This is a genomic window from uncultured Brevundimonas sp. (assembly GCF_937870815.1).
Classification (GTDB): domain Bacteria; phylum Pseudomonadota; class Alphaproteobacteria; order Caulobacterales; family Caulobacteraceae; genus Brevundimonas.
Genome location: NZ_CALMZS010000114.1, coordinates 1 through 10,790, shown reverse-complemented (window position 1 = coordinate 10,790; position 10,790 = coordinate 1). Strand labels below are relative to the sequence as shown.

The following is a 10,790-nucleotide window of genomic DNA, read 5'->3' as shown; positions in this document are numbered from 1 at the left end:
GTTTCCCCTCCGATATCCAGTCAAGCTCCGACACGGCGCTGCGAGTTGTGATAACGGCGACAGGTGGCGATGAACGCGATCGAGTGATCCATATCTCTCGGGAGGACGAGGAGCCGATCGAAAAACTCGAGGCGGAGCTTACCAAGATCATCAGCCAGAATCGGCGAGTCGGGATCGCGGCCGCTGCTCGGGCGTCGCGAACCGAGCGAGATGCACTGACCCGTGACTCGGCCGGCGCTCGCCTGCGGTCGGGCGGGCGGCACGGGAAGAGCGGCCGGCGCTTGCTCCGCCGCATTCGCCGCCGGCGCTCCCCGGTCGCTGCCTCGCTTCGGCGGCGCTTCCGGGTCGCGCGGTCCCGTCGCCCCGGCGCGGGGACCCGTCCCGCCGGCCGACCATCGGCCGAGGGACGCGAGTGCCACCGCGATCCACGCCACCATCAGCACCACGATTGTCCCCACCGTCGTTCGGCCCAGCAAGCATCCCTACGTTCGGAACCTGTCCGGTCATTATCGGCGGCTCCGCCCCGCGACGCGGTTCCACGGATACGGTCCCGCGCGCCGATCTACGGGGCGGCCGTCGCCGGCAGCAACGAGGCCGGCCCCGGCAGGCGGGTCGCCTCGTCGGCGATGGCCGCGAACGGGGCGCCGGCCGAGGTGGCGACGACCCTGAAGCCCTCGGGGATGGCGACGACCCGGTCGCCGTGGCTCATCCACACCGGCTCGCGATGGTCGACGGCGCCGATGCCGGCGAACAGCGGGGTCTCCGCGGCGATGACGATCTCGGCCCGGCCGAATTCGCGGTGGTGGCCGCCCTCGACCCGGCCGCCGAGCACGTCGCACAGCAGCTGCTGGCCGTAGCAGACGGCCAGCATCGGCAGGCCGAGGTCGAACAGCTTGCGCCCGATGCGCGGGCTGTCGGGCTCCAGCACGCTGGCGGGACCGCCGGACAGGATGATGGCCTGCGGCTTCAGCTCGTCGACGACCGCCTCGGCCTTGTCGAACGGATGGATTTCGCAATAGACGCTGGCCTCGCGCAGGCGGCGGGCGATCAGCTGGGTCACCTGGCTGCCGAAGTCGACGATCAGGACCTTCTGGTGATCAGCGGGGGCGGTCATGCGGACTCCGGGGCGGCGGGCGTGAAATGGTCATGCAACAGGTCGAGCGCTTCGGCCAGACGGACGTCGACCTCCGCCAGGGCGTCGGTCCAGTGCGACAGGGCCGACAGGTCCGAACGGCCGTCGCTGACGCCGCGCAGGCCCAGAACCGGAACGCTGAAACGGGCGGCCGCGCGGACCACCGCGAAGGTCTCCATGTCGACCATGTCGGCGTCGATACGGTCATAGGCGGCGCCCGAGACCACGCTGGCCCCGGTCGCCAGCCGGGCCGGCGGCAGGGCCGCCGGCCCCTCCGCCAGCGCCAGCACGGCGGGCAGGCGCGGATAAGGCGTCTCGCCGGGCGGAAAGCCGAGGACGCTGGCGTCCATGTCGCGGTAGGCGACATGCGACACCCGGTAGACGCGGGCGTGGTCGAGGGTGCGCGAGCCGGCCGAGCCGAGCGAGACGATCAGGTCCGGCAGGGCGGCTTCGCGGCGGAGTTCGGCCAGGGCGTGGGCGACGGCGGCGGCGGCCTCGACCGGGCCGACGCCGGTGATCAGCGGCCGGATGCGCGCCCTCAGGGCCGGGCCGTATTCCGGTTCGGCGGCCATGACGCCCAGGACGGTCTTCGGACCGAAGCGGGACAGGGCCCAGTCGCGGCTCACGCCCGACGCTCGTAGAGGGCGAGGAAGAAGCCGTCGGTGTGGGTCGAGGCTGGCGACAGGCGCAGGCGATGGCCGGCGGCCCGGGCGCCGAGGGTCTCGCGGGCGGCGTCCGTGAGCGTCGGTGCGCCCGTCAGGCCGGCGACCGGCAGCGGCTGGAAACCCGCGTGAGCGGCCTCGAAGGCGTCGGCGACTGCCTCGTTCTCGCGGCTCAGCATCGAACAGGTGACATAGGCGAGACGGCCGCCCGGCTTCACCAGCGCCGCGGCCTGGGCGAGGATGCGGAGCTGCAGGGCGTGCAGGCGCTCGACCTCGTCGGGCTTGAGCCGCCAGGCGTCCTCCGGGCGGCGGCGCCAGGTTCCCGAGCCGCTGCACGGGGCGTCGACGAAGACCAGGTCGGCCTTGCCGTTGAATTCCTCGACCCCGCCGCCGTTCTGGCCGATCAGGCGCAGATCGGCGGCGACGCCGGCGCGGGCCAGACGCGGGCGGATGTTGTCGAGCCGCTTCTGCACCACGTCGCAGGCGATCAGTCGCATGCCGGAGGCCGGCGGCGCGGCGCCGGCGGCGGCGGCCTCGTCGGCGCCGGTCGGCGACCATCCGGCCGGCTTCGGCGCGACGACCCGCGACAGGTCGGCGTCGGGGAGCGCCTGGACGGCCAGGGCGAGGGTCTTCCCTCCCCCTCCGGCGCAATAGTCGACGACGATGCTGTCCGGCGTGAAATTCAGCCCGGCGCCGGCCAGCCAGGTGACGATCTGGCTGCCTTCGTCCTGGATCTCGATATGGCCGGCCTTGAAGGCCTCGAGCGCCTGGACGTTGGGCGGCGGCTCCGACGACAGGCGCAGGCCCCGGGCCGAAAACGGGGTCGGTTCGGGCGCGAGGCCGGCGGCGGTCAATTCGGCGGCGACGGCGCCGACCGCGGCCCTGGCCGTGTTAACCCGCAGGTCGATCGGCGCCCGCGGGGCCATCAGTTCGCGGGCCTCCGCGCTCCAGCGCTCGCCGAAGGTCGCCTTGAGGTCCTCGACCACGAATTCGGGCAGGCCCGCCGCGACCCAGCCGGGCAGGTCGCCCTCCCCGGCCGTGATCCGGGCGCGTTCCTGCTTCGACAGTGGCCGCGGGCCATAGCCCTCGCCCGAATGCAGGGCCTCGATCTCCTCCAGCGACAGGCCGTCGATCAGGGCCAGGGAGCCGATCACCAGCGCCCGCCCGTCCTCGCGCCCGCCCATGGCCCAGACCAGCCGGCCGCGGGCGCGCAGCACCCGGTAGACGCGGTCGGCCACGGCGCGCCGGTCCTTGGAGCCGGCATAGCGGTTGGCGGCGCCCCAGGCCTTGAGCACGACCTCGGCGGGGGCCCGCCCCTGGGCGATGCTGTCGAGGACGGAGGCGGCGGCGGCGAGACGGGCGGCGGGGGTCAAGTCAGGCTTTCAAAGGAAGAGGGCGGCGATGACCATCACCAGCCCGGCGGCGGCGACAAGCCAGACCAGCGAACGGATGTAGGGCACGCCGAAGGCGTAGAGCGGCAGATAGGCCAGCCGCCCGAAGAAGTAGAGGTGGGTCCCGACGAAGGTCAGGGCGCCGTCCCTGCCGGCGATCTGCGCCATGATCACCGCGGCGGCGAAGACCGGCAGGGTCTCGAACAGATTGGCCTGGGCCCGCATCAGCCGGCCGGCCAGCCGGCCCGGCGGCGGGACCTCGCCGTCACGGGGCCCGGCGTTCCACTTCACGCCCAGCTCCGCGGTGCGCGCCAGGCCGGCCGCGCCGATCTGGACCAGCGCCAGCACCAGGGTGAGGGCCAGCAGGGTGAACTCGGGAGTCATGTCCATGGCCCGCCCCCCTGCTCAGCCCTGCCGGTAGTTCGGCGCCTCGCGGGTGATCATCACGTCGTGGACGTGGCTCTCCCGCAGGCCAGCCCCGGTGATGCGCACGAACCGCGCCCGCTGCTGGAAGTCGGCGATGGTCGCGGCGCCGACATAGCCCATGGCGGCGCGCAGGCCGCCGACCATCTGGTGCAGCACCGGGGCGATCGGCCCCTTGTAGGGCGTCTGGCCCTCGATGCCCTCGGGCACCAGCTTCTGGGTCTCGACCTCCCTCTGGAAGTAGCGGTCGGCCGAACCGGCGCCCATGGCCCCGACCGAGCCCATGCCGCGGTACGACTTGTAGGACCGGCCCTGGTAGAGGAAGACCTCGCCCGGGCTTTCGTCGGTGCCGGCGAACATCGAGCCCATCATGGCCACCGAGGCGCCGGCGGCGATGGCCTTGGCCAGGTCGCCCGAATATTTGATGCCGCCGTCGGCGATCACCGGCACGCCGCTGTCGCGGGCGCCGCGCACCGCCTCCATGATGGCGGTCAGCTGGGGCACGCCGACGCCGGCGACGATGCGGGTGGTGCAGATCGAGCCCGGACCGATGCCGACCTTGACCGCGTCGGCCCCGGCGTCGACCAGGGCGCGCGCCGCGTCGTAGGTGGCCACATTGCCGGCCACCACCTGGATGCGGTTCGACTCGCGCTTGACCCGTTCGACGGCCCGCGCCACCTCGATCGAATGGCCGTGGGCGGTGTCGATGACGACCACGTCCACGCCCGCCTCGGCCAGGGCCATCGAGCGCTCGTAGCCGCTGTCGCCGACGGTCGAGGCGGCCCCGACCAGCAGCCGCCCCTGTTCGTCCTTGGCGGCGCTGGGAAAGGCCTGGGCCTTCTCGATGTCCTTCATGGTGATCAGGCCGACGGCCCGATAGTCCTCGTCGACGACGATGACGCGCTCGATCTTGCGGGTGCGCAGCAGCTCGCGGGCCTCGTCGCGGCCGGCGCCCTCGCGCACGGTGACCAGGTCGCCGGTGGTCATCAGTTCGGCGGCGCGGCGGTTCGGATCGGTGTCGAAACGCATGTCGCGGTTGGTCAGCATGCCGACCAGCTTGCCCGATCGGGGATCGACGACCGGAAAGCCGGTGATCTTCTTGCGCGCCACGATGGCGCGGACCTCGCCCAGGGTGGTGTCCGGCGTCACGGTGACCGGATTGACCACCATGCCGCTTTCGTAGCGCTTGACCTGGCGGACCTGATCGGCCTGCTCCTCCACGGACAGGTTGCGGTGCAGCACGCCGAGGCCGCCGGCCTGGGCCATGGCGATGGCCAGCCGGGTCTCGGTGACCGTGTCCATGGCCGACGAGACCAGCGGGATGTTCAACCGGATGTCGCGGGTGAGCTGCGTCGAGACATCCGCGTCGGCGGGCATGATCTCTGACGGGCCGGGTTCCAGCAAAACATCGTCGAAGGTGAGCCCTTCGCGTATCTCCATGAGGAGTCTCCGTTTTGCGGGCCGCGTATAGCGGTGGAAGGCCGGGAACCGCAAGGGCCGCTCGCGCCTATGATGACGATAAGAACAATTGGCTTGCCTGCTGCGGCGCCGGCCCCACATCTGGGAGAGGCATGGTTCAGATGCTCATCAGCACCGCCCGCCGCCTCGCGCTCAAGATCGCGAGCTATGGCGTGATGCACCTGGTGGTGGCGATCCTCGTCGCCTTCGCCATCACCCGCGACTGGCGGCTGGCCCTGGCCGTCGGGGTGGTCGAACCGTTCTTCCAGACCATCGCCTATTCGATCCACGACCGCATCTGGCACCGCATCGAGCACCGGCGAATGCTCTCGGGGCTGGAGGAGGCGTCCGAAGCCTTCACCGCCCGCCTGCAGATCATGGCCCCCGAGGAGCAGATCCGCGCCCACGGTCACTGCGGCCACAGCCACGCCCTGCCCCGCTCGCTCAGGCAGATCGCGCTCAAGTCCGTCACCTATGGCGTGACGCATTTCGTGGTCGCGGTGACGGTGGCCTTCGCCCTGACCCAGGAGTGGCGCACCGCCCTGGCCATCGGCCTCATCGAGCCGCTGGTGCAGACGGTCTTCTTCACAATCCACGACCGGGCATGGGCCCGGATCGAGGCGCGCAGGGCCCGGCAGGCGGCGGAGCTGGCCTCGGCCTGATATCGTGAAGTCGATATCGACTTTCCGGATCATTTGTATATCGTTCCCACATGCGCACCCTGATTGACATCCCCGACGACCAGATCGCTGCCTTGGCCGAAATGGGTCAGACGCAGAAGAAGTCGCGCGCGGCTTTGGTGCGCGAGAGCATTGGTCGGATGATCGCCGACTATCATGAACAACGGCGGCTCGCCAATATCGACGCCGCTTTCGGCATCTGGAAGGGCCAGGTCGAAGACGGGTTGGAGTATCAGCGGCGGCTCCGTTCGGAGTGGGACGAGATTGACGAGCGGATCGAGCAGCGGCTGATCGCTGCCGGCGAATGAAGGTACTGTTCGACACCAACATACTGATCGACTTCACTTCAGGGTACGAGGAAGCACGCCGCGTTCTGCGTTCACATCGCTCCGCGGCGATCAGCGTCATCAGCCGGATCGAACTCTTGTCTGGCCCGGTGACGACGGTTCAGGCCGTCAGAGACGTATTGAATGACGTCGAGACTATCCAGATCGACGAAGCCGTCACCGAGGCGGCGGCGGTCATTCGGCGCGATACTCGCCTGAAGCTCCCCGATGCCGCGATCCTCGCAACGGCACAGGTGCATGGCCTGACGTTGCTGACGCGGGATCAGCGCGACTTCGGCGGACTTGTGAAGGTGCAGATTCCCTACCGTCTCTGACCCTACCGCCGGTTCATCGCCACCAGAAACACCTCGGCGCTGTCCTTGCGGCTTGACTCCGGCTTGACGTATTTGACCGTCTCGAACTCGGCGCGCAGGCGCGCCAGCACGCCGCCGGCGTCGCCGCCCTGGAAATTCTTCGACACGAAATGCCCGCCCGGCTTCAGGGTGCGGATGGCGAAGTCGGCGGCGATCTCGATCAGGGCGATGATCTTCAAATGGTCGGTCTGGCGGTGGCCGACGGTGTTGTGGGCCATGTCGGACAGGACCAGGTCGGGCGCGCCGCCGAGCAGTTCGATCATCTGCCGGTCCACCCCCGGATGGGTGAAGTCGGCCTGGACCAGGGTGGCGCCCGGGATCGGCTCGATCGGCAGCAGGTCGACGCCGACCACCGCCTTCGCCCCGCGCTTCAGCGCCACCTGCACCCAGCCGCCCGGCGCGGCCCCCAGGTCGATGACCCGGCTGCCCGTCTTGATCAGATGGAAGCGGTCGTCGATCTCCAGCAGCTTGAAGGCGGCGCGGCTGCGCCAGCCCTCGGCGCGGGCGCGCTCGGACCATTTGTCGGACAGCTGGCGCTTGATCCACTGCTGGCTGGACATCGACTTGTCCGCCGCCGTCTTCATCTTCGCGCCCATGCCGCGGCCGGCCGCCGTCCCGCCCGAGGGCGGCCGCACCATGCGGCGGCGTTCGGCGGGCTTTTCGTCGTCGCTCATGGCTCTCCCATAGCCCCGACGGCGTTCACGGGCTATGACCCCGCGACATTCAAAGGAGCGCGCCGATGGCCGACGAAACCCTGACCTTCACTCTCGACACCGGCGACGGCGAAGGCCGCGACGTGATCATCAAGCTGCGCCCCGACCTGGCCCCCGGCCATGTGGCCCGCATCACCGAGCTGGCGGAGGAAGGCTTCTACGACGGCGTGGTCTTCCACCGCGTCATCCCCGGCTTCATGGCCCAGGGCGGCGACCCGACCGGCACCGGCGCCTCGGGCTCGTCCAAGCCCAACCTGAAGGCCGAGTTCTCGGCCGAGCCGCACGTGCGCGGCGTCTGCTCCATGGCCCGGACCTCGGACCCGAACAGCGCCAACAGCCAGTTCTTCATCTGTCTCGACGACGCCACCTTCCTCGACCGCCAGTACACGGTCTGGGGCCAGGTCATCGAGGGCATGGACCACGTCGACGCCCTGCCCAAGGGCGAACCGCCCCGTTCGCCGGGCAAGATCGTCAAGGCGACGGTGGGCTAAAACAAGGCAGTAGGAATTAGGCAGTAGCAAATTCGGCTGCTGGCACCCCTACTGCCTACTGCCTACTGCCTACTGCCTACTGCCTACTGCCTACTGCCTACTGCCTACTGCCTACTGCCTACTGCCTGTTGCCTACTCGATCTCCACCACCTCGACCCGGGCGCCGTTCAGCACCAGGGCGATCTCGCCGCGCTTGAGCTTCAGCGCGTCCTCGCCGAACAGCTGGCGGCGCCAGCCGTGCAGGGCGTCGACCTCGGCCTCGTCGCTGAGCGCGATCTTCTCGAGGTCGGCGACGTTGGCGATCAGCTTGGTGGCCACGCCGGCGTTGTCGCTCTTGGCCTTGAGCAGGACCTTGAGCAGCTCGACCACCGACGGCGGGGCCGGCTGGTTGTGGGCCGGGCGCTCCAGCTTCGGCGCGTGGGCTTCGGGATCGGCCAGCACCCGGTTCAGCTCGGCGGTGAGCTCCAGTCCCAGGCGCGAGGCGCCGAAGCCCTTGGGCACCGAGCGCAGCCGGTTGAAGGCGTCCGCGTCGGTCGGGCCCTGGGCGGCGATCTCGTCGATGGCCTCGTCCTTGAGGATGCGGCCGCGCGGCTGGTCGCGCTCCTGGGCCGCGCGCTCGCGCCAGACGGCCGTGGCCACGAAGGCGGCCAGGTATCTGGCCGAATATTTCTTGGGTTTCAGGCGCTTCCAGGCCTTTTCCGGATCGGTGTCATAGAGGGCCGGGTCGGTCAGGTCCTCCATCTCGGCCATGACCCAGTCGAGCCGGCCGTCCTTCTGCAGGCGGTCGCGCAGCTTCGGATAGAGGGCGGCCAGATGGGTGACGTCGCCGAGGGCGTAGATCAGCTGGGCGTCCGACAGCGGCCGGCGGGCCCAGTCGGTGAAGCGGCTGCCCTTGTCGACCTCCTGGCGCAGCATCTGGCGCACCAGCGCCTCATAGGAGACCTGGTCGCCGAAGCCGGCGGCCATGGCGGCCACCTGGGTGTCGAACATCGGCCGGGGCATGGCCCCCAGCTTGACGAAGATCTCGACGTCCTGCCGCGCGGCGTGGAACACCTTGAGGATCGATTCGTCGCGCAACAGGTCGAGGAAGGGCGCCAGATCGAGCCCCTCGGCCATCGGGTCGATGATGGCGGCGTCCGTGGCCGAGGCCGCCTGGATCAGGCACAGGCGCGGCCAGTAGGTCGTCTCCCGCATGAACTCGGTGTCGACGGTGATGAACGGCTGGTTGGCAAGCTTTGCGCAGAAGTCGCGCAGCGCCTCGGTGGTGGTGATCGGCGTCATTGGGATGCTATAGCCCCGCGCCATGCGGTTGTGGCAAGAGCCGCCGCATAAATCCGCCCCCTGAATCAGGCCCGTGACCGATGAGCGACACCCCCGAAAGCCGGCGCAACGGCCTGACCTACGCCGATGCGGGGGTCGACATCGATGCGGGTGAAATGCTGGTCGACGCCATCAAGCCGCTGGCGAAATCGACCCGGCGGCCCGGCGCCGAGGCGTCGCTGGGCGGCTTCGGGGCCCTGTTCGACCTCAAGGCGGCCGGGTTCGAGGACCCGCTGATCGTCGCCACCACCGACGGTGTCGGCACCAAGCTGAAGATCGCCATCGAGACCGGCCGCCACGACGGGGTCGGCGTCGACCTGGTGGCCATGTGCGTCAACGACCTGCTGGCCCAGGGGGCCGAGCCGCTGCTGTTCCTCGACTACTACGCCACCGGCAAGCTGGAGATCGACGCGGCCCGGCGGGTCGTCGCCGGCATCGCCGAGGGCTGCCGCCAGGCCGGCTGCGCCCTCGTCGGGGGCGAGACCGCGGAAATGCCGGGCATGTATGCGGGGGGCGACTACGACCTGGCGGGCTTCGCGCTCGGCGCCGTCGAACGCGGCCACGCCCTGCCCTGGCTGGATCGCCAGGCCGCCGGCGACGTGATCATCGGCCTGGCCTCGTCGGGGCCGCACTCCAACGGCTATTCGCTGATCCGCAAGGTGGTCGGGAAGTCGGGCCTGTCGTGGGGCGACGACGCCCCCTTCGCCCGGGACCGGACCCTGGCCCAGGCGCTGATGGAACCGACCCGCATCTATGTCCGGCCGGTGCTGCCGCTGATGAAGGCCGGCCTGGTCAGGGGCGCGGCCCACATCACCGGCGGCGGCCTGATCGAGAACCCGCCGCGCTGCATCGCCGAGGGTCTGCACGCCGCCTTCGACTGGGACGCCATTCCGCTGCCGCAGGTGTTCCGGTGGCTGGGCGAGACCGGCGGAATCTCCGACCATGAGATGCGCCGCACCTTCAACTGCGGCGTCGGCTTCATCCTTGTGGTGGCCCCGGAAAACGCCGAGCCGGTGCTGGCCGCCCTGCTCAACGCCGGCGAGGTCGCCTTCGTCTGCGGCCAGCTCGCCGCCAATCCGTCCGCCGCTCCGGCGGCCGGCTGACCGCATTGACCGCCGCCTCCGGCCCCGGCATGGTCCGCGCCTTCCCTATTGAGAGGTCGCCGATGCGCGCGCTGTCGATCGCCCTGGCCGGGCTGTTTCTGGTGTCCGGCGCCGCCGCGGCCCAGACCCCGGCCTCTTCCGAACAGGCCCTGCTGCATCAGATCGCCGGCGAGGTCCGGCCGGAGCGGATGCGGGCGGACATCGAAGCGCTGGTCGGGTTCGGGACCCGCCACACCCTGTCGGACACCCGTTCGGACACGCGCGGAATCGGCGCGGCCCGGCGCTGGGCCCAGGGACAGTTCGAGGCGATCAGCCGCGACTGCGGCGGCTGCCTGACCGTGGTGACGCCTTCGGACACGGTCACCGGAGCGCGCGTGCCGACGCCGACCGAGGTGGTCGACATCGTCGCCGTCCAGCGCGGCGGCGGCGACCCCGACCGGGTCATCATCATCTCGGGCCACATCGATTCACGCGTCACCGACGTGATGAATTCCACCGACGACGCGCCGGGCGCCAATGACGACGCCTCGGGCGTGGCGGCCGTGCTGGAGGCCGCCCGGGTGCTGTCGAAGCGCCGCTTCGACGCCACCCTGGTCTACGCCGTCCTGTCGGGCGAGGAGCAGGGCCTGCTCGGCGGCAAGATCCTGGCCGACTACGCCCAGGCCCAGGGCTGGCGGGTCGAGGCCAATCTGAACAACGACATCGTCGGCAACTCCG

12 protein-coding genes and 1 pseudogene are annotated in these 10,790 nt (G+C 70.3%); 6 read left to right on the top strand and 7 right to left on the bottom strand.

From position 1 onward, the window contains the following. Positions 1–604 precede the first annotated feature (604 nt). The 5 genes and pseudogenes from guaA to guaB all read right to left on the bottom strand — a co-directional run. A pseudogene (gene guaA, locus Q0588_RS07400) lies at positions 605–1,114 on the bottom strand (glutamine-hydrolyzing GMP synthase); the annotation flags it as partial. Then, on the bottom strand, positions 1,111–1,758 hold the full coding sequence (locus Q0588_RS07395) for a 5'-methylthioadenosine/S-adenosylhomocysteine nucleosidase (protein ID WP_298745193.1): 648 nt from the start codon (positions 1,756–1,758) through the stop codon (positions 1,111–1,113). The pseudogene guaA and the gene Q0588_RS07395, both read right to left, overlap by 4 nt. Continuing rightward, complete coding sequence (locus Q0588_RS07390) at positions 1,755–3,167, bottom strand: RsmB/NOP family class I SAM-dependent RNA methyltransferase (RefSeq protein WP_298745190.1); 1,413 nt, start codon at positions 3,165–3,167, stop codon at positions 1,755–1,757. The genes Q0588_RS07395 and Q0588_RS07390 overlap by 4 nt, the downstream gene beginning before the upstream one ends. Before the next feature lie 9 nt (positions 3,168–3,176). After that, positions 3,177–3,575 carry an MAPEG family protein gene (locus Q0588_RS07385; protein WP_298745187.1) on the bottom strand — a complete coding sequence of 133 codons (399 nt, stop codon included), beginning with the start codon at positions 3,573–3,575 and terminating at the stop codon, positions 3,177–3,179. Between the two features lie 15 nt (positions 3,576–3,590). Continuing rightward, positions 3,591–5,048, bottom strand: coding sequence for an IMP dehydrogenase (guaB, locus tag Q0588_RS07380; RefSeq protein WP_298745185.1), 1,458 nt, complete (start codon positions 5,046–5,048; stop codon positions 3,591–3,593). 131 nt (positions 5,049–5,179) lie between these two features. Between guaB and Q0588_RS07375 the strand changes: the two genes are divergently transcribed. Genes Q0588_RS07375 through Q0588_RS07365 form a run of 3 tightly spaced genes read left to right on the top strand, consistent with a single transcriptional unit; the run spans position 5,180 to position 6,407 of the window. Next, the gene (locus Q0588_RS07375; protein ID WP_298745182.1) at positions 5,180–5,728 is read left to right on the top strand and encodes a DUF2061 domain-containing protein; all 549 of its coding nucleotides are present in this window, start codon (positions 5,180–5,182) and stop codon (positions 5,726–5,728) included. A 50-nt stretch (positions 5,729–5,778) separates the two neighbouring features. Then, entirely contained in the window at positions 5,779–6,054 is a 276-nt protein-coding gene (locus Q0588_RS07370) for a hypothetical protein (protein ID WP_298745179.1), read from the top strand. After that, the gene (locus Q0588_RS07365) at positions 6,051–6,407 is read left to right on the top strand and encodes a PIN domain-containing protein (protein ID WP_298745176.1); all 357 of its coding nucleotides are present in this window, start codon (positions 6,051–6,053) and stop codon (positions 6,405–6,407) included. Before Q0588_RS07370 ends, Q0588_RS07365 begins: the two co-directional genes overlap by 4 nt. Before the next feature lie 2 nt (positions 6,408–6,409). Here Q0588_RS07365 and Q0588_RS07360 read toward each other — a convergent pair whose 3' ends face one another. After that, positions 6,410–7,120, bottom strand: a complete 711-nt coding sequence (locus Q0588_RS07360; protein WP_298745173.1) for an RlmE family RNA methyltransferase — start codon at positions 7,118–7,120, stop codon at positions 6,410–6,412. Positions 7,121–7,185: 65 nt separating this feature from the next. Between Q0588_RS07360 and Q0588_RS07355 the strand changes: the two genes are divergently transcribed. After that, positions 7,186–7,650: a peptidylprolyl isomerase gene (locus Q0588_RS07355; protein WP_298745170.1), complete on the top strand. Its 465-nt coding sequence runs from the start codon at positions 7,186–7,188 to the stop codon at positions 7,648–7,650. Between the two features lie 132 nt (positions 7,651–7,782). Here the strand turns inward: Q0588_RS07355 and rnd are convergent, their stop codons facing one another. Continuing rightward, positions 7,783–8,931, bottom strand: coding sequence for a ribonuclease D (gene rnd / locus Q0588_RS07350; protein WP_298745167.1), 1,149 nt, complete (start codon positions 8,929–8,931; stop codon positions 7,783–7,785). A gap of 80 nt (positions 8,932–9,011) precedes the next feature. Between rnd and purM the strand changes: the two genes are divergently transcribed. Further along, positions 9,012–10,073, top strand: coding sequence for a phosphoribosylformylglycinamidine cyclo-ligase (gene purM / locus Q0588_RS07345; RefSeq protein WP_298745164.1), 1,062 nt, complete (start codon positions 9,012–9,014; stop codon positions 10,071–10,073). A 62-nt stretch (positions 10,074–10,135) separates the two neighbouring features. After that, positions 10,136–10,790 (top strand): M28 family peptidase (locus tag Q0588_RS07340; protein ID WP_298745162.1); only part of this gene is annotated, 655 nt, incomplete at its 3' end.

What these genes read in the sequence shown, in the direction of transcription:
- Q0588_RS07385 (WP_298745187.1), bottom strand. Translation starts at nt 3,575, where the DNA reads ATGGACATGACTCCCGAGTTCACCCTGCTGGCCCTCACCCTGGTGCTG.
- guaB (WP_298745185.1), bottom strand. Translation starts at nt 5,048, where the DNA reads ATGGAGATACGCGAAGGGCTCACCTTCGACGATGTTTTGCTGGAACCC.
- Q0588_RS07375 (WP_298745182.1), top strand. Translation starts at nt 5,180, where the DNA reads ATGGTTCAGATGCTCATCAGCACCGCCCGCCGCCTCGCGCTCAAGATC.
- Q0588_RS07370 (WP_298745179.1), top strand. Translation starts at nt 5,779, where the DNA reads ATGCGCACCCTGATTGACATCCCCGACGACCAGATCGCTGCCTTGGCC.
- Q0588_RS07365 (WP_298745176.1), top strand. Translation starts at nt 6,051, where the DNA reads ATGAAGGTACTGTTCGACACCAACATACTGATCGACTTCACTTCAGGG.
- Q0588_RS07360 (WP_298745173.1), bottom strand. Translation starts at nt 7,120, where the DNA reads ATGAGCGACGACGAAAAGCCCGCCGAACGCCGCCGCATGGTGCGGCCG.
- Q0588_RS07355 (WP_298745170.1), top strand. Translation starts at nt 7,186, where the DNA reads ATGGCCGACGAAACCCTGACCTTCACTCTCGACACCGGCGACGGCGAA.
- rnd (WP_298745167.1), bottom strand. Translation starts at nt 8,931, where the DNA reads ATGACGCCGATCACCACCACCGAGGCGCTGCGCGACTTCTGCGCAAAG.
- purM (WP_298745164.1), top strand. Translation starts at nt 9,012, where the DNA reads ATGAGCGACACCCCCGAAAGCCGGCGCAACGGCCTGACCTACGCCGAT.